22 protein-coding genes are annotated in these 25232 nt (G+C 73.9%); 10 read left to right on the forward strand and 12 right to left on the reverse strand.

Annotated elements, in window-relative coordinates; genetic code table 11:
• Positions 1-3 precede the first annotated feature (3 nt).
• Both AC5L38_RS21410 and AC5L38_RS21415 read left to right on the forward strand, forming a co-directional pair.
• Complete coding sequence (locus AC5L38_RS21410) at positions 4-1488, forward strand: ATP-binding protein (RefSeq protein WP_495244589.1); 1485 nt, start codon at positions 4-6, stop codon at positions 1486-1488.
• On the forward strand, positions 1485-1976 hold the full coding sequence (locus tag AC5L38_RS21415) for a hypothetical protein (protein WP_495244590.1): 492 nt from the start codon (positions 1485-1487) through the stop codon (positions 1974-1976). The genes AC5L38_RS21410 and AC5L38_RS21415 overlap by 4 nt, the downstream gene beginning before the upstream one ends.
• A 214-nt stretch (positions 1977-2190) precedes the next feature.
• Here AC5L38_RS21415 and AC5L38_RS21420 read toward each other — a convergent pair whose 3' ends face one another.
• The 4 genes from AC5L38_RS21420 to vanY-N form a co-directional block, all read right to left on the reverse strand.
• Positions 2191-2883, reverse strand: coding sequence for an aspartate/glutamate racemase family protein (locus tag AC5L38_RS21420; RefSeq protein ID WP_495244591.1), 693 nt, complete (start codon positions 2881-2883; stop codon positions 2191-2193).
• A gap of 63 nt (positions 2884-2946) precedes the next feature.
• Positions 2947-4326, reverse strand: coding sequence for a UDP-N-acetylmuramoyl-tripeptide--D-alanyl-D-alanine ligase (locus AC5L38_RS21425; RefSeq protein WP_495244592.1), 1380 nt, complete (start codon positions 4324-4326; stop codon positions 2947-2949).
• Positions 4323-5279: a D-alanine--D-alanine ligase family protein gene (locus tag AC5L38_RS21430; protein WP_495244593.1), complete on the reverse strand. Its 957-nt coding sequence runs from the start codon at positions 5277-5279 to the stop codon at positions 4323-4325. The genes AC5L38_RS21425 and AC5L38_RS21430 overlap by 4 nt, the downstream gene beginning before the upstream one ends.
• A gap of 200 nt (positions 5280-5479) precedes the next feature.
• Entirely contained in the window at positions 5480-6037 is a 558-nt protein-coding gene (vanY-N, locus tag AC5L38_RS21435) for a D,D-peptidase/D,D-carboxypeptidase VanY-N (protein ID WP_495244594.1), read from the reverse strand.
• A gap of 142 nt (positions 6038-6179) precedes the next feature.
• Between vanY-N and AC5L38_RS21440 the strand changes: the two genes are divergently transcribed.
• Entirely contained in the window at positions 6180-6935 is a 756-nt protein-coding gene (locus tag AC5L38_RS21440) for a helix-turn-helix domain-containing protein (protein WP_495244595.1), read from the forward strand.
• Positions 6936-7003: 68 nt separating this feature from the next.
• On the opposite strand, the gene recD2 is transcribed toward AC5L38_RS21440, so the two are convergent.
• On the reverse strand, positions 7004-9220 hold the full coding sequence (gene recD2 / locus AC5L38_RS21445; protein ID WP_495244596.1) for an SF1B family DNA helicase RecD2: 2217 nt from the start codon (positions 9218-9220) through the stop codon (positions 7004-7006).
• Between the two features lie 337 nt (positions 9221-9557).
• Between recD2 and AC5L38_RS21450 the strand changes: the two genes are divergently transcribed.
• The 4 genes from AC5L38_RS21450 (at position 9558) to AC5L38_RS21465 (ending at position 14097) form a co-directional block, all read left to right on the forward strand.
• On the forward strand, positions 9558-10499 hold the full coding sequence (locus AC5L38_RS21450; RefSeq protein WP_495244597.1) for a DUF4394 domain-containing protein: 942 nt from the start codon (positions 9558-9560) through the stop codon (positions 10497-10499).
• A 231-nt stretch (positions 10500-10730) separates the two neighbouring features.
• Positions 10731-12284 carry a hypothetical protein gene (locus AC5L38_RS21455; protein ID WP_495244598.1) on the forward strand — a complete coding sequence of 518 codons (1554 nt, stop codon included), beginning with the start codon at positions 10731-10733 and terminating at the stop codon, positions 12282-12284.
• A gap of 128 nt (positions 12285-12412) precedes the next feature.
• Entirely contained in the window at positions 12413-12829 is a 417-nt protein-coding gene (locus AC5L38_RS21460; RefSeq protein ID WP_495244599.1) for a YciI family protein, read from the forward strand.
• 20 nt (positions 12830-12849) lie between these two features.
• Positions 12850-14097 (forward strand): RNA polymerase sigma factor, encoded by a 1248-nt coding sequence (locus AC5L38_RS21465; protein WP_495244600.1) that lies wholly within the window; start codon positions 12850-12852, stop codon positions 14095-14097.
• A 174-nt stretch (positions 14098-14271) separates the two neighbouring features.
• Here AC5L38_RS21465 and clpX read toward each other — a convergent pair whose 3' ends face one another.
• Both clpX and AC5L38_RS21475 read right to left on the reverse strand, forming a co-directional pair.
• Positions 14272-15558 carry an ATP-dependent Clp protease ATP-binding subunit ClpX gene (clpX, locus tag AC5L38_RS21470; RefSeq protein ID WP_495244601.1) on the reverse strand — a complete coding sequence of 429 codons (1287 nt, stop codon included), beginning with the start codon at positions 15556-15558 and terminating at the stop codon, positions 14272-14274.
• Between the two features lie 53 nt (positions 15559-15611).
• On the reverse strand, positions 15612-16847 hold the full coding sequence (locus AC5L38_RS21475) for a cytochrome P450 family protein (protein ID WP_495244602.1): 1236 nt from the start codon (positions 16845-16847) through the stop codon (positions 15612-15614).
• Between the two features lie 105 nt (positions 16848-16952).
• Here AC5L38_RS21475 and AC5L38_RS21480 point away from each other — a divergent pair, with 105 nt between their 5' ends.
• Both AC5L38_RS21480 and AC5L38_RS21485 read left to right on the forward strand, forming a co-directional pair.
• Positions 16953-18113, forward strand: a complete 1161-nt coding sequence (locus AC5L38_RS21480) for a TetR/AcrR family transcriptional regulator (RefSeq protein ID WP_495244844.1) — start codon at positions 16953-16955, stop codon at positions 18111-18113.
• 140 nt (positions 18114-18253) lie between these two features.
• Positions 18254-18991 (forward strand): sulfite exporter TauE/SafE family protein, encoded by a 738-nt coding sequence (locus AC5L38_RS21485; protein WP_495244603.1) that lies wholly within the window; start codon positions 18254-18256, stop codon positions 18989-18991.
• 30 nt (positions 18992-19021) lie between these two features.
• On the opposite strand, the gene AC5L38_RS21490 is transcribed toward AC5L38_RS21485, so the two are convergent.
• Complete coding sequence (locus AC5L38_RS21490; protein ID WP_495244604.1) at positions 19022-20839, reverse strand: sensor histidine kinase; 1818 nt, start codon at positions 20837-20839, stop codon at positions 19022-19024.
• Entirely contained in the window at positions 20829-21617 is a 789-nt protein-coding gene (locus tag AC5L38_RS21495; RefSeq protein ID WP_495244605.1) for a response regulator transcription factor, read from the reverse strand. The genes AC5L38_RS21490 and AC5L38_RS21495 overlap by 11 nt, the downstream gene beginning before the upstream one ends.
• A gap of 126 nt (positions 21618-21743) precedes the next feature.
• Here AC5L38_RS21495 and AC5L38_RS21500 point away from each other — a divergent pair, with 126 nt between their 5' ends.
• The gene (locus tag AC5L38_RS21500; RefSeq protein WP_495244606.1) at positions 21744-22391 is read left to right on the forward strand and encodes a hypothetical protein; all 648 of its coding nucleotides are present in this window, start codon (positions 21744-21746) and stop codon (positions 22389-22391) included.
• A gap of 188 nt (positions 22392-22579) precedes the next feature.
• On the opposite strand, the gene AC5L38_RS21505 is transcribed toward AC5L38_RS21500, so the two are convergent.
• From AC5L38_RS21505 to AC5L38_RS21515, 3 genes are all read right to left on the reverse strand, one after another.
• Entirely contained in the window at positions 22580-23116 is a 537-nt protein-coding gene (locus tag AC5L38_RS21505; protein WP_495244607.1) for a GNAT family N-acetyltransferase, read from the reverse strand.
• Between the two features lie 282 nt (positions 23117-23398).
• Positions 23399-24061 (reverse strand): response regulator, encoded by a 663-nt coding sequence (locus AC5L38_RS21510; RefSeq protein WP_495244608.1) that lies wholly within the window; start codon positions 24059-24061, stop codon positions 23399-23401.
• A 17-nt stretch (positions 24062-24078) separates the two neighbouring features.
• Positions 24079-25161, reverse strand: coding sequence for a sensor histidine kinase (locus AC5L38_RS21515; RefSeq protein WP_495244609.1), 1083 nt, complete (start codon positions 25159-25161; stop codon positions 24079-24081).
• Positions 25162-25232: the final 71 nt, after the last annotated feature.

Here is a 25232-nt window from a genome sequence, read left to right on the forward strand (position 1 = left end):
CCGGTGACCCCTTGGCCGAGCCTGGGGCTGCGTGCCCGGCTGCTGTTCGCCTTCGCGCTTTTGTGCGTGGTCACCGCGGCGGCGGTGGCCGGCGGGCTCTACGTCCAGGCCCGCAACGACATCCTGCAGCGGACCCAGGACGCCGCGGTGCAGGCGATGACCAGCCGCCTGGAGGCGCTCTACCCGTTGCGGAGCGCGGCGCCGGGCCCGGAGGAGCTCGGCGAGATCGCCGCGGCCGCGGCCGGCCAGAACAGCTTCGCGGTCGCCGTCTACCGCGACAGGCACTCGCCGCTCCCCCCGGGCCCGCCCCCGCCGCCGGGACACGGGGTGCCGGGCGAGGAGCCCCAGAGCCTGGATCTCAAGGTGATCCCGCCGGAGCTGCGGCAGGTGGTGGCCGGCGGCGACATCGCCTGGCAACGCGTGGTGTGGCGCAGCGGGCCCATCCTGATCATCGGCTCGCCGCTGCTGATCATCGAGCGGGACCGGACGACGCGGGTGTCGGGCATCGAGGTCTACAGCGCGCGCAACCTGCTCCCCGAACAGCGCAGCATCGACGCGCTCGCCGCACGGGCCTGGCTCACCGGCGGGGCGGCCCTGGCGTTCGCGATCCTTCTGGCGCTGCTGGCCACCCGTGGCGTGCTGGGCCCGGTGCGCGAGCTCGGCCGGGCCGCACGCCTGCTGGGCGAGGGCGAGATGCGCACCAGGATCGCGGTGCGCGGCTCCGACGAGCTGGCCGAGGTGGCGCGCACCTTCAACGACACCGCCGCCGAGCTGGAACGGCACGTCATGCAGCTGCGCGAGATGGAGGCCGACGCCCGCCGGTTCGTGGCCGACGTGTCGCACGAGCTGCGCACCCCGCTGGCCGCGCTCGCCGCGGTCGCCGACGTCCTCGACGAGGAGGCCGACCGGCTGCCCGAGCCCGCCGACAGGGCGGCCAGGCTGGTCAGCCAGGAGACGCTCAACCTCACCGCCCTGGTGAACGACCTCATCGAGATCAGCAGGTTCGACTCCGGCGTCGCGGCCCTGGCGCCCAACGAGGTCGACATGGCCGAACTGGTACGCGCGACCCTGCGCGTCCGCGGCTGGTCGGAGCGGGTGCGCACCGAGGTTCCGGCCGGGGTGACGGCGTGGCTGGACCCGCGCCGGGTGGACGTCATCCTCGCGAACCTGGTCGGCAACGCCCTGCGGCACGGCGAGCCACCGGTGTCGGTACGGCTTCGCGCCGACCCGCACCTGATCACACTTGAGGTCCGCGACCACGGAGCGGGACTGCGGGAGGCGGTGCTGCCCCACGTGTTCGACCGGTTCTACAAGGCCAGCGCGGCCAGGGCCAGGTCCGAGGGCAGCGGCCTGGGCCTGGCCATCGCGCGGGAGAACGCGCGCCTGCACCGGGGCGACCTCACCGTCACCAACGCCCCGGACGGCGGCGCCCTCTTCACGCTGCGCCTGCCACGCCGGGCACCCGATCCGGACGGAGGCCCCGAATGAGGACCGCACCCGCCCGCCGCGTGCTCGCCGCGGGCCTCGTGTCGCTCGTCGCCGTGACCGGCTGCGGCGTGCAGCCCAGCGGCGTCATCACCGGAGAGGCCCCGCCGAGCGGACGCGTCGCACCGACCACGACGATCACCCTCTACCTGGTGAAGAACGGCCGGCTCGGCGCGGTGACGCGACCGCGGCCCGGTGGCCTTCCCCTGTTCGAGACGGACACGCTCGCGCTGCTGGCGGCCGGGCCCACCGCCGGGGAGCGGGCGCAGGGATTCACCTCCGACGTCCCGTCCGACGCCGGCCCGTTCTCGCTGACCGCCAAGCCGGCCGACCACCTGGTGGTGACCCTGTCCACCCCGCCCGGCGAGCTGTCCGCGCCGGCCCTCGGGCAGATCGTGTGCACGGCCGCCGCCACGGTGCCGGAGAGCGCCGCCCAGGTCACCGTCGTCGGCGCCGGGCAGAGCGTCGGCCCCCGGAGCTGCCCGGGGTGACGACCGCCCCGGGCGGTCCGCCGCGCTCCCGGGAAGGCCGCGCTCCCGGGAAGATCGCGCTCCCGGGAAGGCCGTGCTCCCGGGAAGATCGGGTGATGGCGACGGCCGGGGCGGCGACCGCGCACGCCGGTGCCGAACGTGCTCACGCCCCCCGCGCCGTCTGGGGCCGCCGTACGGCGCCGCAGCGCCGTGAGGGAACGCGGCCGAGGGCGCCTCAGCCGGTCAGCGCGAAGCCGGCCGCCGCCTCCGCGTGCAGCCGGGCGCTCGGCAGCAGCGGGACGGCGGTGTCCTTCTCGGTGATCAGGAGCTCGATCTCCGTGCAGCCGAGGATGACGCCCTCGGCCCCGTCGGCCGCGAGATCGGCGATGATCTGGGCGTAGGCGTCCCTGGAGGATTCCCGGAGCACCCCGCGCACCAGCTCGTCGAAGATCACTCGATGGGCCAGTTCCCGCTGCTCGCGCCCGGGGACGACCACGTCGAAGCCGTGGGCGGCCAGCCGGTCCCGGTAGAAGGGCTGCTCCATGGTGAAGCGGGTGCCCAGCAGGCCGACCCTGCGCATCCCCCTGGCGGCGGCCTCCGCGCCCACGGCGTCGGCGATGTGCAGCACGGGCACGCTCGCGGCCCGCGCCACGTCGTCGCTCACCCGGCTGAAGGTGTTGCTGCAGACGAGCAGGACCCCGGCGCCGAGATCCTCCAGTTTCCGGCCGGCGCCGGCCAGCAGCGAGCCGACCTCGTCCCAGCGGTCGGCGAAGATGAGGTCCTCCACGGTCGTGTAGTCGACCGACCAGATGAGGCTGTCGGCGGAATGGCTGCCGCCGAGCCGCTCGCGTACCCGCTGGTTGATGATCTGGTAGTAGATCACCGTCGACTCCCAGCTCAACCCGCCGATGAGACCGATGGTGCGCATGGAACCCCGTTTCTGTGTCTCTGTGTCTCTGTGTTCCGGCGGGTCGACGGCTCGTGCCGGCGGTCAGGCTCCGGCCAGCGCGCGGGCGCAGGCGCCCAGCCCGATCTCGCTGGAGGCCTTGACGAACACCACGTCCCCCGGTTCGACAAGCGCGGTGGCCAGCTCCACGGCCCCGGCCACGTCCTCGGCGGTGTGGACGGTCACGCCCCGGTCCGAGGCCCGCGCCGCCCGCGCCATCGCGAGCGGATCTCCCGTCCCGACCGCGATCAGCACGTCGAAGCGGAGGTCGGCGACGAGCCGGCCCACCTCCGCGTGCCGGGCGCGGGAGGCGTCCGCCTGCTGCCCCATCGCGCCGAGCACGGCGACGGTACGGCGGGTGCCGGCCAGGGCCCTCACCGCCCGCAGCCCGGCCAGCACGGATTCGGGGCTGGCGTTGTAGGCGTCGTCGACGACGGTGACGCCGTCGGGTCGTTCGACGATCTCCAGGCGGCCCGCTGAGCGCCGCCGCGCGGCGCTCAGCCCCTCGGCGATCTCGGCCGCGCCCAGGCCGAGAGCGGTGGCGACGGCGGCGGCGGCCAGGGCGTTGCCCACCTGGTGCTCGCCGATGAGGCCGAGCTCGACCGGGGCGCGGCCGGAGGGCGTCACCAGCTCGAACGCGGCTCGCGCGCGGCCGCTCATCCGCACGTCCTCGGCCCGCACCGACGCCCGCGCCGACCGGCCGTACAGCAGGATCGGGGCCCTGGTGCGACCGGCCATGCCCATGACGTACGGGTCGTCGGCGTTGAGCAGCGCGAACCCGTCCGCCGGAAGTGCCTCCACCAGCTCGCCCTTGGCCTCGGCCACGTCGGCCGGCCCGGTTCCCATCCGCTCCACGTGCGCGGTGCCCACGTTGAGCACCAGCCCGACCCGGGGCGGTGCGATCCCGGTCAGGTACCTCAGGTCGCCCTTGCGGCCCGCACCCATCTCCAGCACCAGGTACCGGGTGCCGGCGTCGGCGCGCAGCACGGTGAGCGGCAGCCCGAGCTCGTTGTTGAACGACCTGTCGGTGGCGACCGTCGCGGCGTGCCGTTCCAGCACCTGGGCCAGCAGGTCCTTGGTCGTGGTCTTGCCCACGGAGCCGGTCAGGCCGATCACGGTCGGGCCGATGCGGTCGAGCAGGTGCCTGGCCAGCAGGCCGAGCGCGAGCTGGACGTCCTCGACCACGAGGGCGGGCACGCCCACGGGCCTGGATGCCAGTACGGCGACGGCGCCGCCCGCGACGGCACCGGCCGCGTGGTCGTGACCGTCGGAGCGGGCGCCGGCCGTCGCGGCGAACAGGCCGCCGGGCACCACCTCGCGGGAGTCGACCGCCGAGGGCGCCGTCACCAGCGCCCGCACGTCGCGCACGTCGTGCGGGCTCGCGCCGACGACCCGCGCGATCTCGTCCAGCGTCATGGGGATCATGAGCCGCTCCTGGCGAACGCGAGGTCGATGAGGCGGCGCAGCAGGTCCGGGTAGGCGACGCCGCTCGCCCCCCAGGCCCTGGCGTAGACGGAACGGGAGGTGAAGCCGGGCATGGTGTTGATCTCCAGCACGTACAGGCGTCCGGTGTCCTCCTCGTGGAGGAAGTCGACACGGGACAGGCCGTAGCCGCCGATCGCCCGGAAGGCGCGCAGGGCCAGCTCGCGCACCTCATCGGCCACCCGTTCCGGCAGCACGGCGGGGATGGCGGCGATCTCGGCCCGGCTGAGGTACTTGGCCTCGTAGTCGAGCCAGTCGCCGGGCACGATGAGCTCGCCGGGCACCGAGGCCTGCGGGGTGTCGTAGCCGCCCAGCACGCCGCAGATGATCTCGCGCGCGCTCACGCCCTGCTCGACGACGACCACCCGGTCGTAGGTCAGCGCCAGGTCCACGCCCGCGCGCAGCTCCTCGATGGAGGTGACCCGTGAGATGCCGATGGAGGAGCCCATGTTGGCCGGTTTGACGTACATCGGCCACTCGAGTGACTTCACCAGATCCCAGGGGTCGGTGGTGGTGCGCCATTCGTGCTCGGTGAACCACACGTGCGGGGTGATCGGGATGTCCTCCGCCAGGAACGCGCGCCGCATCGCGACCTTGTTCATCGCAACGGCGGAGGCCATGACGCCGCAGCCCACGTACGGGACGCCCAGCGTCTCCAGGTGACCCTGGACGACGCCGTCCTCGCCGAACGGCCCGTGCAGCACGGGGAAGACCACGTCCGCCAGATCGCGCCGCAACTCCACCGGCCACCTGCCCCGCCGGTCGATGATGACGGGGACGGGCTCGTACAGATCCCTCGGCAGAGCGTGGAGCACGGCCTGCGCCGACTGCAGCGACACCTCGTGCTCGGCGGACGGCCCACCCGCCAGCACGGCCACGCGTACGCGTTCGGTCACGATCGATCAGCCTTCCTCGGTGGTACGGAGACAGCCGGACCCACCGCTCCACTGTCGGGTGACCATGTCCCCGGCTCGTCAGCGCCGTGTCATGGTTGTGTCACGGCCGCGCCCGCCGCCGCCGTCCCACCCCGGTGAGCCCGATGAGCCCGATGAGCCCTGTAAGCCCGGTGGCCTTGGGGCCCGGACGCGGGGGCCGTTCACTCGCCGGCGTGGCCCACGCCGGGGTGGGGCCGTCGTCGCGGCGGTCTGCCGCCGCTGCCGGGGCGGTGCTCGAAGTGCCACCACTCGTTGTCGTAGATGCGGTACAGGTCGTAGCGGGCACCGTGTTCCTCCAGCCAGCGCGCGCCCTCGTGGGGGCGCACGTCCAGCGCGACCCCCTTGACGTGGCCGGACTCCGCCGGTGGCAGCACGAGCATGCGTGCCAGCGCCGGGGAGCCGGCACGGCGCACCTCCTCCTCGAACATCCGCTGCTGGACATGGGGATCGCGGTATCCCGAGGTGAGGCCGATGAGCTGGCCGTGACGCCAGAGCGCCCGGGTGCGCGCCGCGGTGAACGCCGCCAGGGCGCCGTCGGTGAGCCCGGTGAGGTCCTCGGCGGGGAACCGCAGCCGCAACGCCCAGCGGCAGGCCAGCTCGCGGGCACGGCCGGGACACCGGACGAACGCCACGGGCAGCAGGGACACGGCGAGCACCAGCGTGGCCGCGGCGTACAGCCGGTCACGGGGCCGGGAGGGGATCGTGCGTGGCTCGTTCATGACGAATCACGATCGGCGCCGAACATGCGCGCCCCGTCCGCCGCATGTCACCGTTTCTCGACGGCGGCCACCGCCGGGGCGGGAGCGGCGGCCCGGGCACGTTTCGGCCGGCGCCGAACCGTTCCGGGCCGATGATGGGACCATGACGCCGACCACCCAGGTCCCGCTGGCGGCGCTGGCCGCCCTGCTCGCCGACGGCACCCGCGCCACGTTCTGCCTGGCCCTGCTGGACGGGCGGGCCTGGAGCGCCGGGGAGCTGGCCCGGTACGCCGGGGTCGCGCCCTCGACCGCCAGCGAGCACCTGTCCCAGCTCGTCGCGGGCGGGCTGCTGGCCGAGGAGCGCCAGGGACGCCACCGCTACGTGCGCCTGGCCGGGCCGGGGGTGGCCCAGCTCGTCGAGGACCTGGCCGCCCACGCGGCCCACGCCGGCCTCGGGGCCGCTCCCCGGCCCGCGTCACTGCGCGCCGCGAGCGCGGCCCGCGCGCTGGCCGGGGCCCGGACCTGCTACGACCACCTGGCCGGGCGGCTCGGCGTGACGATCGCCGACGCGCTCACCGCCCGGGGCCTGCTGCGCCGGGACGCCGGGTTCGCGCTCAGCGACGAGGGGCTGTCGTGGTTCGCCGCCGAGCTGGGCGCCCCCCTGCCCGCCACCGGGCGCCGCCCCCTGGCCCGGCCCTGCCTGGACTGGACCGAACGCCGCCACCACCTGGCCGGCACCGCCGGGGCAGTGCTGTGCGCGACCGCCCTGGAGCGCGGCTGGGTCGCCCGGATCGGCTCCGGGCGTGCCCTGAACGTCACCCGCGCCGGGCACGAGGCCCTGGCCCGCCTGCTGGGCCTCACCGATCCGAAGACCGGCCTCGACCGGCCTGAGACCACCGGCCTGAGATCACCGGCCTGAGGTCGACGGGGGTCTCGGCCGGAGCCCGCGCCGACACTCACGGGCGGGCGACTCCCCGAAGGGGCCTCTCAGCGGCCGCGCAGGCGGTGGGTGAGGCTGGTGTGGCGGCGCCCGGCACCCCGGGTGCGTACCGCCTGGGCCAGCGCGCGGCGCGAGCCGACGATGACGACGAGCTTCTTGGCCCGGGTGATCGCGGTGTAGAGCAGGTTGCGCTGCAGCATCATCCACGCGCTGGTGGACAGCGGGATGACCACCGCGGGGTACTCGCTGCCCTGGGAGCGGTGGATCGACACCGCGTAGGCGTGGGCCAGCTCGTCCAGCTCGTCGAAGGCGTACTCGACGTTCTCGTCCTCGTCGGTCAGCACGATCAGTTTCTGGTCGTCGGGCTTGATGTCGACGACCATGCCCACGGTGCCGTTGAACACCCCCGCCGCGCCCTTCTCGTAGTTGTTGCGCAGCTGGGTGACCTTGTCGCCGACCCGGAAGACCCGCCCGCCGTAGCGGCGCTCGGGCATGCCCTCCCTGGAGGGGGTGAGCGCCTCCTGCAGCGCGTTGTTGAGGTTTCCGGCCCCGGCGGGGCCCCGGTGCATCGGGGAGAGGACCTGCACGTCGCGGCGCGGGTTGAGGCCGAACTTGCGCGGGATGCGGTTGGCGACCACGTCCACGGTCAGCGCCGCGATCTCCTCGGGCTCCTCGCAGGGGAACAGGAAGAAGTCGGTCATGCCCTCCAGTGCCGGGGGCAGGCCGGTGTTGACCCGGTGGGCGTTGACGACCACCCCCGACTCCTGGGCCTGGCGGAAGATGTGGGTCAGCCGCACCCGGGGGATCTCCTCCTCGGCGGCCAGCAGGTCGCGCAACACCTCGCCCGCGCCGACCGAGGGCAGCTGGTCGACGTCGCCCACGAACAGCAGGTGCGTGCCCGGGGCGACGGCCTTGACCAGCTTGTTGGCCAGCAGCAGGTCCAGCATCGAGGCCTCGTCGACCACCACCAGGTCGGCGTCCAGCGGGTTGTCGCGGTCGAAGGTGGCGTCCCCGCCGGGACGCAGCTGCAGCAGCCGGTGCACGGTGGTGGCCTCGTGGCCGGTCAGCTCCGCCAGGCGCTTGGCCGCCCTGCCGGTGGGCGCGGCCAGGATCACCTTGGCCTTCTTGGCGCGGGCCAGGGTGACGATGGAGCGCACGGTGAAGCTCTTGCCGCAGCCGGGGCCGCCGGTCAGCACCGCGACCTTCTCCGTCAGCGCCAGCCGTACCGAGTGGGCCTGCTCCTCGGCGAGCTCGGCGCCGGTCCTGGTGCGCAGCCATTTCAGCGCCGCCTCCCAGTCGACGGAGGCGAAGGCGCCCAGCCGGTCGTGCTCGCAGGCCAGCAGGGAGCGCAACGCCCCGGCCAGGGACAGCTCGGCGCGGTGGAAGGGCACCAGGTAGACCGCCGGGACGCTGCCGTCGCCGACCGGGACGTCCTCGCGGACCACGCCCTCCTCGGCGACCAGCTCCTCCAGGCAGCGCGCGGTCAGCTCGGCGGGAACCTCCAGGATCTTCACCGCGTCGCCGATCAGGTTGGGCGCCGGGAGGTAGCAGTGGCCGTCGTCGGCGGCCTGGGACAGGGTGTAGCGCAGGCCCGCCTTGACGCGCTCGGGGCTGTCGTGCGGGATGCCCACGGCCTGGGCGATGGTGTCGGCGGTCTTGAAGCCGATGCCCCACACGTCGTCGGCCAGCCGGTAGGGCTCGCTCCTGACGACCGTGATGGACCTGTCGCCGTACTGCTTGAAGATGCGGACCGCGATCGAGGTGGACACGCCGACCCCCTGCAGGAAGATCATCACCTCTTTGATGATCTTCTGTTCCTCCCAGGCGACGCCGATCATCTTGGTCCGCTTGGGGCCGAGGCCGGGGACCTCGACCAGCCGCTCGGGGGTGTTCTCGATGACCTCCAGGGTGTCGACGCCGAAGTGGTCGACGATCCGCTCGGCCATCTTCGGCCCGATGCCCTTGATCAGCCCGGAGCCCAGGTAGCGGCGGATGCCCTGGATGGTGGCCGGCAGCACGGTGTCGTAGGACCACACCTCGAACTGCTTGCCGTACTTGGGATGGGAGGCCCAGCGCCCGGTCAGCTTCAGCGACTCGCCGGGCTGGGCCCCCAGCAGCGGCCCGACCACGGTCAGCAGGTCGGCGCCGGAGCGGTCGGTGGCCACCCGGGCGATGGTGTAGCCCGTCTCCTCGTTGGCGTAGGTGATGCGTTCGAGCACGGCGGAAATGGACACGCCCGCCACCCCGCGTTGCTCCGGCTGCACGCCGCCTCCTCCGCGCTGAACCCGCTCGCGCAAGTGTAGGACAGCCGCCGAAACCCCGAACGCCCGTTCCCCGCGCCCTCGCCCCTGCCCCGCCCCCCGTCTCCGAACGGTCGCCGAGGAGTCCGCGCCCACGACGCGGGGGGCGGGGTTTCGCGGGTTTCGCCGGGCTCCGCCCGAATGCGGGCGGGCCGATCTCCGGCCGTTCCCCAACACGCGGGCGGTACGCCTCCTTTTCACGAGCCCCGGCGCCACTTTTTGTGATGGGGTGCTTACGATCTGTAACGGCCTTGTCGCCGAAGTACGGGTGCAGCGGCACCCGGCCACGAAGGAGAGGCACATGCGAAGGACACTCATCGCCACCGTGATGGCACTGAGCACGGTGGCGGCCGGTGCGACGAGCGGCGCGGCCGACAGCGCGGCGGACAGTGCGGCGGGCGGCGCCGCGAGCAACACCGCGAGCAACACAGCGAGCGGCGCCGTGCCCGCGGCGGCCGTGCCCGGCTTCGACGCCATCGGGCTGACCGACAACCAGCGTCTGGTGGGTTTCGAGATCCGCTCCCCCAACCGCGTCCGCGACCTCGGCAGGGTCAACGGGCTCGTCGGTGACACCGCGCTCGTCGGCATCGACTACCGCGTGCAGAACGGCAGGCTGTACGGCGTCGGCAACCAGGGCGGCGTCTACACGCTCAGCGGGCCGTCCATCGCGGCCAAGGTCTCGCAGCTGACCGTGCCGCTGAGCGGCACCGGCTTCGGCGTCGACTTCAACCCCGCCGCCAACCGGCTGCGCGTGATCAGCGACAACGGGCAGAACCTGCGCCACAACATCGACGACCCGGTGGGCACCCCCGCGGTGGGCCAGACCGTGGCCGACGCCCCGCTGGCCAACCCCTCCACGGCGCCGAACGTCCCGGGAACGGTCGTGACCGGCGTGCTGGGCGCCGGATACACCAACAACGACCTCAGCCCGGCCACCGGCACGACGCTCTTCGACGTGGACACCACCGCCGACCGGGTGCTCCTGCAGTCGCCCGCCAACGCGGGCGTGGTGGTGGCGACCGGCAACCTGCGGGTGGCCGCCACCGGCGCGGCGGGCTTCGACGTCTACAGCTCGCTGCGCAACGGCGTCACCGTCTCCAACAGCGCCTTCGCCTCGCTGAGGGTCGGCGGACGCTACCGGTTCTACGGCGTCAACCTGCTCACCGGCGGCGTCAACTACAACTACGGCGCCTTCCCCGCCGGCCGGCAGGTGGTCGACATCGCCCTGCGGCTCGACCGCTGAGGCGGGCCCGGCACCGAGCCGGGTCCGGCGGCGCGGCCTCTCCGCCTCCGGGCGGGCCTGCCCGCCCCGCGTCGTACGGCGTCACCACGCCGGTCCGCCCCGCACGCCGGTAGGTGACGCCGTACGCGAGGATCCGGGGTCTTCCCAGCGCCCGAACGGGGCGATATGACAGGGAGGCGCCGGATGCCGGGGGCGGCATGGCCACCGGCACGCCGCGACGGGGAGGCCACCGTGACCGTAAAAGTGATCATCGAGGCAGTCGGCCGGGCGGAGCTGGCGGCCGAGCGGGTACGGGAGGTGGCCGCGGCCCACCCCGGCGTGCTCGCCCACCTGGAGGGCGCCGAGGCCGGGCGGCTGATCGTGGGGCCCGCGGTGGCGCTCGGCCACGACCCGGACGCGGGCGCCCCGTTCCGGGCGGGGGTGTTCGACCCGGTCTCCAACCGGGGGGTCGAGCTGCGCGGCACCCTGGACCGGCCCGAGGAGGCGCAGGTGCTGCCCAGCGCCCACCGGCCCAACCCGCGCCACGAGGAGCTGAGGGCCGCGGCGGCGATCCTGCGCGCCGACGAGCGCTTCCCCACCGGGGACGACGTGCTGGTCTACCAGCCCATGCCGCCGCTGGCCGACCTGGACAACCCCGACGGCACCACCACCCGCCGTCCCACCCTGGGCGTCTACGACCCCTCGGGCGCCACCCGGCACCGCATCGTCGCGGTGGACGTGGCCGGCGGCGTCGTCGACTGGTCGCCCGCCGGTGTCGGCGTCGCGATGCACCACCCGGGCGACTGCGAGTCGCACCTGCCCGTCCCCGTGGAGAAGCTGCGCGACCGGGGCGGCCCCGACCAGGTGCGGCTGCGCGTGCTCGACGGAACCACCGAGCTGTGGAACATGATCGTGGTACGGCCGCGCGCCTCGACGCCCACCGACCCCGGCGACGGCTCGGGGGTCGAGCTGAGGGAGGTGCGCCACCGGGGCAGGCTCGTGCTGCGCCAGGCGCACGTGCCGATCCTCAACGTCCAGTACGAGGAGGACGGCGTCACCTACCGCGACTGGCAGTACGAGGAGACCCGCTTCTCGGCGACCGGCACCGAGCCGGTGGGCTGGGGATGGCGCGTCTGCGCCGAGCCGCCCCGGACCATCCTGGAGCGGCCCGACAACGACGCGGGCAACTTCCAGGGCGTGGCCTTCCACCACGACGGCCACGAGCTGCGGATCGTCAGCGAGATCGCGGCCGGCTGGTACCGCTACGCCTCGGAGTGGCGCCTGACCGACGACGGCACGATCAAGCCCCGCTTCGGTTTCGCCGGGGTGCGCAACCCGCGAACCTGCATGCGCCACCGCCACCACGTCTACTGGCGCTTCGACTTCGACGTGGAGGGGTCGGCCAACGACGTGATCGAGCAGTTCGACGACACCGGCTCGACCGTCCCCCAGGGAGTGCCGATCGTGCGCGAGGTCGCCCGCAAGCGCCGCCACCCCGCCCTGTTCTGGCAGGTGACCGACGGCACCAGCGGCCGGGGGTGGCGGATACACCCCGGCGAGCACGACAACACCACCGACCCCTACGGCGTCGCCGACCTGTGGTTCCTGCGCCACCACCCGGCCGAGCTGTACGACGGCAACACCGGCCCCGACAACCGGGCGATGCTGAACCGCTTCGTCGACGGCGAGAGCGTCAGCGCCACCAACGTCGTCGTCTGGTACGCCGGGCACTTCCGCCACGACCAGAACGACCCCGAGCCCCACCAGGGGCACGTCGTGGGCCCCGACCTGGTCCCCGTCACCTGAGCCGCCGTCGAATACCCTGGGGAGCCGGCGCCGGCGATCCGGTCGCGCGCGGATGTCCGGTAGGGGTCCGCGGCTCCGACGTCTCCGGTGCCGGGCGCCACGGCGGCGCCGGCGGAGAGGAAGACACCATGAAGTACATGATCTTGATGTACGGCTCGCAGCGCGACTACGACGCCATGGCGGGCAAGGACGACGACCGCCCGGCCCTGTCCCCGGAGGACTTCGCGCCGATGCACGCGTTCATGGAGGCGTTCGCCAGGGACCTGGAGGAGTCCGGCGAGTTCGTCGAGACACGCGGGCTGGCCGCCCCGGTCCACACCCGCAGGGTGGGGTCGAAGGACGGCGTCCCGGTCGTGACCGACGGCCCGTACGCCGAGACCCAGGAGGTCCTGGCCGGTTACTGGATCGTGGAGTGCGAGAGCTTCGACCGGGCGACCGAGATCGCCGCCCGGCTGGGCGAGTGCCCCGCCCCCGGCGACATCGCCGCCAACTCCTACGCCGACGTACGGCCGGTCGAGGAGTTCCAGGGCGAAATGGCGATCTGATCGCCCCTGAGCCCGGCACCGTGCCCGGCACCGAGTTCGAGGACCTGCTGCGTCATCTGGCGCCGCAGGTCCTCGGCGCGGTGGTACGGCGCTACGGGCACTTCGACGCCGCCGACGACGCGACGCAGGAGGCGCTCCTCGCCGCCGCCACGCAGTGGCCCAAGGAGGGCCTCCCCGACAGCCCGCGGGGCTGGCTGATCACGGTCGCCTCGCGCAGGCTGACCGACCTGCTGCGCGCCGAGCAGGCGCGCCGGCGCCGCGAGGACACCGTCGCCCGGTGGACGCTGCCCGACCAGTGGCTGGCACCGGCCGCCGACCGGCCCGCCGCCGAGTCCGACGACACGCTCATCCTGCTGTTCATGTGCTGCCACCCCTCGCTGTCGGCGGCCTCGCAGATCGCCCTCACCCTGCGGGCCGTCGGCGGCCTGACCACCGCGGAGATCGCCCGGGCGTTCCTGGTGCCGGAGGCGACCATGACCCGGCGCATCACCCGGGCCAAGCGGAGCGTCAAGGACAGCGGCGTCCCGTTCGGCATCCCCTCGGGCACAGAGCGCGCCGAACGCCTCCGCGTGGTCCTGCACGTCCTCTATTTGATCTTCAATGAGGGCTACGCGAGCACCTCGGGTCCGAACCTGCAGCGTGTCGAGCTGTCGGCGGAGGCGATCCGGCTGACCCGGATGGTCCACCGGCTGCTGCCCGACGACGGCGAGGTGACGGGGCTGCTCGCGCTCATGGTGCTCACCGACGCGCGCCGGCCCGCGCGCACCGGGCCGGACGGCTCGCTGATCCCGATGGCCGAGCAGGACCGCGGCCGGTGGGACGCCGGCGCCGTCGCCGAGGGGGTGGCGCTCATCACCGGCGCGCTCCCCCGGGGGCCGGCCGGCCCGTACCAGCTCCAGGCGGCGATCGCCGCGATCCACGACGAGGCGCCGAGCGCCGAGGCGACCGACTGGCCGCAGATCACCGCGCTGTACGAGCTGCTGATGCGGATCTCCGACAATCCGATGGTGGCGCTGAACCACGCGGTGGCGGTGGCCATGGCCCGCGGCCCGCACGCCGGGCTCGGCCTGCTCGATCCGCTCGCGGCCGACGAGCGGATCGCCGGGGACCACCGGCTGCACGCCGTCCGCGCGCACCTGCTGGAGATGGCCGGTGATCACGTGGCGGCGCGCGAGGGCTACCGGGAGGCGGCCCGGCGCGCCACCGGCCTGCCGCAGCAGCGCTACCTGCACGCCAGGGCGGCACGCCTGGCCGACACCCGCCGCTGAGGAAGACCGCCGGCGAGGAGAACCGGCGACGAGGAGAACCGGCGGTGAGGAAGATCGCCGGTGAGGAGGACCGGTGCCGTCATCACGCTTCATGGACGCCCGCCGGCAGGGAAACCGCGCGTTGACGACTCCTCCCGACAGCGCGCCGGTGAGGGAGGAAGGCCGGGGAGCCTTTCAGGCCGACCTGTCGCGGCGCTCGGGGCCGCGGTCGGGGTGGCGGCGCGGCACCAGGGTCGGGTTGACGTTGCCGAGCACGGTGTCGCGGTCGATCACGACGCGGGCCACGTCCTCGCGGCCGGGCACCTCGTACATCACGTTGAGCAGGATCTCCTCAAGGACGGCGCGGGTCGCGCGGGCGCCGGTGCGCCGCAGCAGCGCCTGGTCGGCGATCGCGCCGACGGCCTCCTCGGTGAACTCCAGCTCCACCCCGTCCATCTCGAAGAGCCTGCGGTACTGCTTGATCAGGGCGTTGCGCGGTTCGGTGAGGATCCGCACCAGCGCCGCGCGGTCCAGCGGCCGCAGGGTCGCCAGCACCGGGAGCCGGCCGACCAGCTCGGGGATGAGCCCGAACCTCAGCAGGTCCTCGGGCATGACCTCGGCGAGGACGTCCCGCCCCCGCCCGGGACCGATCGGGGCGCCGAACCCAGCACCACCCTGGCCGGTCCTGGCCTCGATGATCTGCTCCAGGCCGGAGAACGCGCCCCCGGCGATGAACAGCACGTCCGTGGTGTCGATCTGGATGAACTCCTGCTGCGGGTGCTTGCGGCCACCCTGCGGCGGCACGCTCGCGACGGTGCCTTCCAGGATCTTCAGCAGGGCCTGCTGCACGCCCTCGCCGGAGACGTCGCGGGTGATCGACGGGTTTTCTCCCCTGCGGGCGATCTTGTCGATCTCGTCGATGTAGACGATGCCGGTCTGGGCTCTCCTGATGTCGTGGTCGGCGGCCTGGATCAGCTTGAGCAGGATGTTCTCGACGTCCTCGCCCACGTAGCCCGCCTCCGTCAGGGCGGTGGCGTCGGCGATCGCGAACGGGACGTCGAGCATCCGGGCGAGCGTCTGGACCAGGTGGGTCTTGCCGGAGCCGGTCGGGCCGACCAGCAGGATGTTGGACTTGCCCAGTTCGACCGGCTCCCCGCCCGCGGCCTGCCGCGCGTCCGCGCGCACGCGCTTGTAGTGGTTGTAGACCGCCACCGCGAGCGACCTCTTGGCGCCCTCCTGCCCGACCACGTACCGCCCGAGGAAGTCGTGGATCTCCCGCGGCTTCGGCGGCCCGCCGCTCCCGCTCCCCGAGGGGGCGGAGGTCTCCCCGAACTCCTCCTCGATGAGCTCGTTGCACAGCCCGACGCACTCGTCGCAGATGTAGACGCCGCCGGGACCGGCGATCAGCCTCATGACCTGCTTCTGGCTCTTGCCGCAGAACGTGCATCTCAGCAGGTCGCCGCGCTCACCGGTGCGTGCCATGGGAAAACGTCTCCTCGACGGTCGTACGGAACGGCAGGAGGGGGTCAGAGGGGTCAGAGGGTCACGAGCAGCGACGCCAGGCGCCAGGTGCCCGGGTCGGGCGCGCGTCCCGCGTTCTCCGGGGCCAGGGCCAGGCCGGGAAAGCGGCGCAGCAGCGCCGTGAGCGCGACCTCGGTCTGCACGCGCGCCAGCGAGGCCCCCAGGCAGAAGTGCGGCCCGTGGGCGAACCCGAGGTGCCCCGCCGAGCCGGGGGGACGGCCCAGGTCGAGCAGGTCGGGGTCGGCGAACGCGCGCGGGTCGCGGTTGGCGGCGGCGATCGCGGCGGTGACGGGCTCGCCCTCGCGCACCAGCGTGCCGTGCAGCTCGACGTCCTCGCGCGCGTAGCGGGGGATCGACAGCAGCGTCGGGCCGCACCAGCGCGTCAGCTCCTCGACGGCGCGCGGCATGAGCCCGGCGTCCCCGCGCAGCGCGGCCAGGTGGCCGGGGTGGGTGAGCAGGACCTCCACCGCGTTGGCGATGAGATTCGTGGGCGTCTGCCCCGCCAGGACCAGGTGCCAGACCATGGTGACCAGCTCGGTGTCGCCGAGCCGGTCCCCGTCGTCGGCCTGGGCGCGGATGAGGTCCGACAGCAGGTCGTCGCCGGGTTCGGCGCGCCGGCGCGCGACCGCCGCCCTGGCGCCTTCCATGATGCCCGGGATGGCCTCGGCGAACCTCTGGCCGCCGCCTCCCACGACGGTGGCGCCGTACTCGCGCCAGCGCGGGCGGTCGGCGCCGGGGATGCCGACCAGCTCGCAGATGACGTCCATCGGCAGCGGCCGGGCGAAGTGACCCAGCAGGTCCACCACGCCGTCCTCGGCCCGGCCGGGCAGGCCGTCGAGCAGGGCGTCGACGATGGGCTCGATCCGGGGCCGGAACTCGGCGGCGCGGCGCGCGCTGAACGCCGGCGACACCAGCCTGCGCAGCCGCAGGTGCTCGGGCCCGTCCATCTCGCTCATGGTCCGCATGTAGGGCAGGCAGTCCTCGGGCACGTCGGGCCGCATGAAGCTGGAGGCGTTGATCTCGAAGCGCGGGTCGCTCAGCATCGCCCTGACGTCCTCGTGCCGGGTGAGGGCCAGCATCGGGCCGAAGCCCGGGGCCACCAGCCGTGCCAGCGGCGAGACCTCCCTGGCGCGCCCGTACGCGGTGAAGGGGTCGCGCAGCACCTCGGCGTCGGTGAGACGGATCTCGGGAACCTCGGGAATCTCGGGAATCTCGGGAACGTCACTCACGTCCTGGTCGGCGGCGGCCATGGGGTCTCTCCCGAATTTCAGATGATGTGAACAGATGATGAGATCATCTGAGTGGTCACGGTATCTTGGATCGGGATCGACGGCAACGCGACGACGAGGAGGGCGATGAGCCGGCTCAGCAGGGCGCAGCTGCAGGAGCGCAACCGTGCCAAGGTGCTGGCCGCGGCCCTGCGGGAGTTCGCCGAGCGCGGCTTTCGCGACGCGAAGATCGACGCCATCGCCGAGCGTGCCGAGCTCACCCGCGGCGCGGTCTACTCCAACTTCCCCGGCAAGCGGGCCCTGTACTTCACGGTCCTGGCCGACCTCGCCGAGCGCGCTCCCCGGCCGCCGAACCCGGAGCCGGGCCTCACCCCCCGCGAGGCGCTCGGCGCGCTCGCCCGCGCCTGGCTGGCCCGGCTGCCCATGACCACCGACGAGCCGAACGCCCTGGCCAGGATCGGCGTGGACCTGCTGCCGGAGATTCTCGCCGACGAGCGGACCCGGCTGCCGTTCGCGCAGCTGATGAGGCTCGACGCGATCCTGCTCGGCCTCGCCCTGGAGCGCCTGCGCCCGCCCGCCACCCCCGACGGCCGCCTGGTGCGCCTGGCCGAGGCCGCGCTCACCACCCTGCACGGCGCGAGCCAGCTGGCCGCCGCCGCCCCCGGCTTCACCGACCCCTTCGCCATCGTCGGCGCCTGCGAGCAGCTCGCCGGCCTCGACCTCGACGACAGGTGGCCCTACACACCGTGGATCCCGCGGGCCAGGCCCGCCGACGAGGCGTGGTCCCCGCCACCGGCGCTGGACGCGGTACGCGGCGAGCCCGCGCGGCTCACCGGCGACAGCGGCGACGGCGTGGTGGCGATCCTCGGCCTGCACCGGCTCGAGGCCGTCGAGGAGGCGGTACGGGCCGCGCCGGCCGGTGCCGCGATCACCGCCGTCCTGGTCACCGGCGACCCCGGCGAGCTGGCGCCGCTGGCCCGGCTGGCCGTCGCCGACCTCTGCGGCTGCCTGCGCCAGGCCTTCCCGCCCTCGGCGTGGCCGCGCCTGCAGGTGGTGTTCGACGACTCGGGTGCCCTGGCCGCGGCGGCCGGCGTCCTGGCCGTCAGCGACGCGACCGAGGCCGCCGTCCGCGTCGAGGCGGGCCGGATCGTCGTACGCGCCGACGGCCGGGGCGCGTGCCACACGGCTGCCTCGACGCCGGGTGAGGCGGCGGCGGGCGGGGGTGCGGCGAGCGACGCCGGGCGCGCCACGCCGGCCCGGCCCTCGACACAGGCCCCGAGGCGGTGAAGCCGTCGGTCGCGGCGTGGTGAAGCCGTCGGTGCCCCCGCCGGAGGACATCGGGAGCCCGGCCAGGGGATTCGCCGGTTGAAGCATCATGTACGGTCATCTGTGACCTCATCTCCCGCTTCCTCCCGCCGGCGAGGCTGATGCCCTCCCTCGACGTCGTCCAGTGGGTCATCCTGCTGGCCGCCCTGTTCCTGGTGGGCTTCTCCAAGACCGGCGTCTCCGGTGCCGGGACGGTGGCGATCGCCCTGTTCGCGCTCGTGCTGCCGACCAAGGAGTCCACCGGCACGCTGCTGCCGCTCCTGCTCGTCGGCGACCTGGTCGCCGTGGCCTCCTACCGGCATCACGCCGACTGGCCGAGGCTGATCAGGCTGTTCCCGTGGGTCGCCCTGGGCGTGGTCGCCGGCGCCGTGGTGGTGCGCTGGGTCGACGACGCGCAGATGAGACGGCTCATCGGGGCGATCCTGATCGTGATCATCGCCGTTCACCTGTGGAACCGGCGCCGGGCGCCGGAGGACTCGCTGGCCCACCGCCGTTCGGTGGCCGCCCTCGCGGGCGTCTTCGCCGGTTTCGCCACCATGACGGCGAACGCGGCCGGCCCCATCATGGCCGTCTACTTCCTGGCGGCGGGCCTGCCGATGCTGGGCTTCCTGGGCACCAGCGCCTGGTTCTTCCTGACGATCAACGCCTTCAAGGTGCCGTTCAGCGTCGCGCTGGGCCTCATCACCCCCGCCACCCTCGTCTTCGCCGCGCTGGGCGCCCCGGCGGTCCTCGCCGGAGCCGCGACCGGGCGGGCCGTCATCAGCCGCATCGACCGCAAACGCTTCGAATGGATCACACTGGGACTCACGCTGCTCGCCGCGGTACGCCTGCTGCTGTGACGCCCATGGCGGTCGCCGCGGTCGCCGCGGTCACCGGGAGGCCGGTTCGGCGCGCCGTGGCAGCCGGATCGTGAAGGTCGAGCCCCGGCCGGGGACGCTGGTCGCGTGCAACGTGCCGCCGTGGGCCTCGGCGAGCTTGCGGGCGATGGGCAGGCCGAGCCCGCTGCCCCCGGTCCGCCGGTTGCGCGACTTCTCCACCCGCCAGAACCTCTCGAAGATCAGGGGCAGGTCCTCGGCGGCGATCCCGGCGCCGGTGTCGGCGACGTCGATCACCACGTCGTCGCCCGCGTGGCGGGCGAGCAGGCTGACGGCGCCGCCCGGCGGGGTGTGCCGTACCGCGTTGGACACCAGGTTGCCCACCGCCTGGCGTAGCCGCACGGGATCGGCGAGCAGTCGCGGCTCGCCGTCGGCCCGGGCGGTGAGCGCGACACCGGCGGCCTCCGCGCCTCCCCGGTGCGCGGTGGCGACCTGGGCGAGCAGGTCGGCCACGTCGACCGGTTCCCGGCGCAGCCTCAGCTCGCCCGCGTCGGCCACCGCCAGGTCCTGCAGGTCGTCGATGACGTGCTGGAGCAGCACGGCCTCCTCCAGCAGGGACGACACCAGCTCCCGATCCGGGGCGACGACCCCGTCCTCGGTCGCCTCCAGCCAGCCTCGGATGTTGCTCAGCGGGGTCCGCAGCTCGTGGGCGATGTCGCTGACCATCGCCCTGCGCAGCTCCTCCAGCCGTTCCCGCCGCTCCGACATGGCGTTGAAGGCCACGGCGAGCCGGTAGATCTCGTCTCGTCCCGTCACCGTGACCCGCGCGGTCCTCCCCTCCTCCATGAGTCGCACGGCGTCGGTCAGCTCCCGCAGCGGCCTGCTCAGGCGGCCGCCCGCGACGACGGTGGCGCTCACGGTGATCAGCAGGATCAGCGCCGCCATGCCCGCGATGCGGGCCTGGTTGGCCGGCGACAGGTCGAAGATGGTCGACGCGCCACTGCCCCGGCTGCTGATGAACAGCAGTGCGGGCGGCGCGACGTACGGCGCGAGCTGCTCGCGGCGGCCGCCGGAGACGCAGTCGGGGACGGCGGTCGCGGCCCTGCCCGTCGCCGGGCGGGTTGCCGGCGCGACGGGCGCGGGCACCCGTGCCCAGGTGAAGTCCGGGTTGAGCCGCACCTCGGGCTCGCCCCGCCGGACCAGGCAGGTGTTGACGAGCTTGCCGAGCACCGCGAGGGCCTTGCGCTCGGTGGCCGTCGGCCGGTCCAGGACGGTGCTGGAGCACCTGGTCCGGGCGTACGGCTGCGCGTCGGTGGTGTCGAGCACGGGACGCCCGCCGGGGCCGTCGGTGATCGTCACCGCGGCGCCGAAGCCATCGCGCAGGCAGGCCACGCGCCGCTGGGCGGCGGAGCGCAGCTCGGCCCGCTCACGGCCGGTCAGCCGGTAGGGGCCGACGGCACGGAGGTCGATGTGATCTCCGGAGGCCGCCCCGCCCGCCAGGACGGTGTCGACGGCCAGGGGGTCGACGACCGCGGCGGGTCTGGCGGGCAGCGCGGGCGATCCGGCGCCGGAGTCCAGGAGCGGCGTGCGCCGCTGGTCGGTGAGCGTGATCCGGCGGCCGGTCTCGCCCGCCAGGCGGCGTACGATCCGCTCCGCGCCGTCCCAGCCGGGGTGGGTGGCCGCGTAACCGAGCAGGGTGTCGTAGGTACGGGCGTCGTCGGCGAGCGCGCGCCCCTGCTCCCGCTCGATCGCCACGGTGGTGCTGCGCGCGGTCAGCCAGGCGGTCGCCGCGATGGAGCAGACGGAGACCAGCACCGACACCGCGAGCAGCCGGAGCAGCAGGCTGCGGTGCAGCGGCACGTCAGACCGCATCGTCGAAGCCCTTCGCGACCTCGGCGGTCTCCGTGGTCCCGGTGCTCTGCGTGCTCTGGGCACTCTCGGTGGTCTCGGTGTCGCCGTCGACCAGCTTGTAACCCACCCCGTAGACCGTGACCAGCCGTACCGGTCTGCGCGGCTCCGGCTCGATCTTCCTGCGCAGGTTCATCACGTGCACGTCCACGCTTCTGGAGGTGATGTAGCGATCGAACCCGTGAAGGTGGCTGAGGATCTGCTCCCGGGTGAACACCCGCCCGGGTTGCGTGGCCAGCAGCTCCAGCACCTCGAACTCGCCGGGCGTGCACTCGACGCGCACGTCGTCCACGCTGACCTCGTGCCGGTCCGGATCCACGACCAGCGTTCCGGCCCGCAACACCGGCGCGCGCGTCGGCCCCGGCCCCGCGGGTGCCCCGCGGGCACGCCTGAGCAGCGTGCGGACGCGCGCCATCAGCTCGCGCGGGCTGTAGGGCTTGGTCATGTAGTCGTCGGCGCCGAGGTCCAGGCCGAGCAGCAGGTCGTCCTCGGTGGAGCGCGCGGTCAGCATCAGGACCAGGACGTCCGACTCCGCGCGCAGGATGCGGCACACGTCCAGCCCGTCGACCCTGGGCATCATCAGGTCGAGCACGAGCAGGTCCGGCTCCTGGCGGCGTGCGGCGTCCAGCGCCGCGCGCCCGTCGTGCACGACGACGACGCGGTGGCCCTCCCGCTCCAGATAGCGCCGGATCAGCTCCGCCTGCTTCACGTCATCCTCGGCGACCAGGACATATGACCCCATAACCGGCGATGGTAATCCCGGAGGAGAGCTCCTCGTACCGGGTGAGGCACCGGCCGGAGAACGCCTCACGTGATCGCCAAGGGTTCCTGACGACTTCCTGACATCACCCGGCCATCCTTCTCCGGCATGAGACATTCCACCCCGTCCCCCGTGAAGCTCGCCGTCGCGGCCCTGGCCTGCGGCCTGCTCGGCGCCTGCGGCGCCGCGACGGCGGCCACCGGCGGCCCCGGCCCGGCCCCCGCTCCCGCCGGCGGCCCCGGCTCGGCCCCCGCGGCTCCTGCGGCCCCCGCTCCCAGCGGCACGCCGAGCGAGGCACCGGCCCCGGCCCCCGCACCGGCTGAGGCGCCGGCCGAGGCGAAGCCCGCGCCCCGGCCCCAGCTGCGGCTGGACAGCACCGCCGCCGAGGTGCGGAAACACCGCCTGGCCTACGCCGGCTGCCTGAAGGAGCACGGCATGCCGAGCAAGGGCACCTGGACCAGGAAGGCGGAGAAGGACGCTCGGCGGGCGTGCGAGAGCCTGCGCCCGCTGCTGCCGCCGGAGCTCGACCCCAAGCGGAACCCGCGCTACGCCGAGAGCGTCCGGATCGAGGCCGGATGCCTGCGGGATCACGGGTTCGACGTCCACCTCGTCCCGCCCACCGGCTCGGACCCGAACACGATCGGCTGGCGGTACGAGAGCGTCCCCGGACCCGACGTCGACATCGAGAGGATCCAGGACGACTGCCGGGTGAAGGCGTTCGGCGGCGGCCGGGCGATCCAGCCGGGCCCCGAGTAGGACCCGGACCAGCCGGACGACGGCCCGCCCAAGGGCGTCAGGGCGGGTTCCGGGAACCGAGCTCGCCCGCGGGGACGTCCTCGCCGGGCGAGCCGCGACCATGCCGTGAACGACCACGAGGCCGCCGTGGCGCGGGGCCCGGCGGGCCGTCCACGATGGTGAAGGTGCTCCGAGGAAGGGGGAGCGGGTCACGCGCTTCCCCGCCCCCTCCCCCGGCACCCGCCCCGACCTCGGGTGAAGGAGATCCACACGTCCGGGGGAACGTCGGGCCGGTCCGGGACGGGCCGGCGTTCCTCCGTCCACGCGTCACCGGCGATCTCGGTGGCGACGCGCCGCCAGAACGCGACGGCCGCCGTGTTCGAGTCCTGGAAGGCGACCTTCCAGGGGCCGGGATGCCGGGAGATCACCTCTCGCGCGAGGTCCGTCCCGATCCCGGAGCGGCGCGCGCCGCGTACCACGAAGAAGCTGTTCAGCACGCGTTCCGGGCCGGACAGCGCGCGCACGAACGAGAACCCGACGGGCCGGTCCCCGCTGGTGAAGAGGTAGGCGACCCAGTCGTCGTCCTCGAACGCCAGGCGTAGCCGGTCGCCGTGATAGGTGGCGTCGGGGGCGGGCAGCCCGCCCTGGAACTCCGCCATGTCGTGGCGGAACATGAGCCAGAGCCGTTCGACGACGGGGCGGTCCGCGGCGCTCACGAGCCGTACGGCAGCTTGAAGAGTTGTCATACAAGCACTTTCCGGCCGGGGACAAACCCAGCCGGAAAGGTAAAAATATCAGATTCCGGTATAAGTGCGTCCGGAAGAGGACCGCACAGCGTCCCGGCACGCCCAGAGGCCCGGCGCCGCCCGGGAAGACCGGCACGTCCGGAGGCCCGGCGCCGCTGCGAGGAACCCCCGCGTCCGGGGTCCGGCGCCGTTGCGGAGGACCCGCGCGTCCGGGGCCCGGCACGGCTCCGGAAGACCGGCGCGTCCGGGGGGCCGGTGTGACTCCGCGCGGCCCGCGCGGCCTCAGCGCGGGCGCGGCCGGACCAGCCCGAGGTCGTACGCCATGACGACGGCCTGTACCCGGTCTCGCAGCCCGAGCTTGCGCAGCACCGCCGACACGTGCGTCTTGACGGTCGCCTCGGTGAGCACCAGCCGTTCGGCGATCTCGGCGTTCGACAGGGCGAGTGCCACCAGCCGCAACACCTCCACCTCCCGCTCGCTCAACCGCCCCAGCCCGTCCGGGGGTCCCGCCCCGTCGGGCAGCGCGGCGGCGAACCGGTCGAGCAGCCGCCGGGTGACCGACGGCGCCAGCACCGCGTCCCCGCGCGCCACCACCCGCACCGCCTCCACCAGCTCCGCCGGCCGCACGTCCTTCAGCAGGAAGGCGCTCGCCCCGGCGCGCAACGCCGCGAACACCGACTCGTCCAGGTCGTACGTGGTCAGGATGATGACCCGGGCCGCGCTCCCCGAGGCGATGATCCGCCGCGTCGCCTCCAGCCCGTCCATACCGGGCATGCGCACGTCCATCAGCACCACGTCGGGCCGGAGCCTCTCGGTCAGCGCCGTCGCCTCGTGCCCGTCGGCGGCCTCACCGACCACCTCCAGATCGTCCCGGGCCTCCAGGATCATCCGGAACCCGCCCCGGATCAGAGCCTGGTCGTCGGTCACCAGCACCCGGATGTTCATCTCGATCCCTCAGGTCCTCATCGCGAATCCGGCAACGGCAGCCGGGCGTGCACCCGGAAGCCGCCGCCGGGCGGGGTGCCTGCCTCCAGCGTGCCCCCGAGCAGCGCGGCCCGCTCCCGCATCCCGGCGATGCCGCGCCCGCTCCCGCATCCCGGTAACACCGCGCCCCGCCCCTCGTCCGTGATCTCCAGCTCCAGCAGGCCGCCGGACGCGCGCACCGTCACCTGCGCCCGCCCCGCCCCGGCGTGCCGCAGCGTGTTGGTGAGCGCCTCCTGCACGATCCGGTACGCGGACAGGTCGATCCCGGCCGGCAGCGTACCGGTGACGCCCTCCCGCCGCACCACCACCTGCAGCCCGGCGTCCCGCAGCCGCTCCACCAGCTCCTCGAGCCGGTCCAGCCCCGGCTGCGGATCCGCGGGCCCGCCCTCGGGCCGTACCGTGGACAGCAGCCGGCGCAGCTCGCCGAGCGCGTCGCGGCCCGTCGCCTCGATCGACCGCAACGCCGCGCGAGCCTGGTCCGGCCGCTCGTCGAACACGTCGTCGGCCGCGGCGGCCTGCACCACGATGACCGAGACACTGTGCGCGATCACGTCGTGCAGCTCGTGCGCGATCCGGGCCCGCTCCTCACCGGTCGCCCGGCGGGACGCCTCCGCCACCGCCGCCCGCCGGTTTCGCACCGCCTCGCCGAGCGACCAGATCACCACCGGGAACAGCATCACGAACTGCGCGTCATCCACCGGCGCGACGTTGAAGTTCAGCGCGGTGAGACCCAGCAGCGCCGCCAGCGCGGGCAGCGACACCTTCGGCGGCCGGGTGGTGGCCAGGGAGCCCATCGCCACCAGGGCCGCGACCGGGAAGAGCGCGTACGGCGCGAGCAGGTGCACCACCAGCCCGCCGGCCAGCGTGACCGCCATCACCGGCACCGGGTGAGCGTGCCGCCACCACAGCGCCACCGCCTGCGCCACGGCCGCGAGCTCGCCCAGGAGGACCAGCACCGGGGGATGCGCGGCGGGGCCGCTCCGCACGATCGCGAGCAGGAGCAGCCCGACGACGACCACGAGCGCGACGTTGGCGATTCTGGAGAGCCGGACACGGCGCACACCGGGAGTATCGCACACCGGAAGCACCGGCCGACCTGGCGTTTTCGGCACGCCAGGGTGCTTTCGAGCAC

The organism is Streptosporangium nanhuense, from assembly GCF_059358815.1.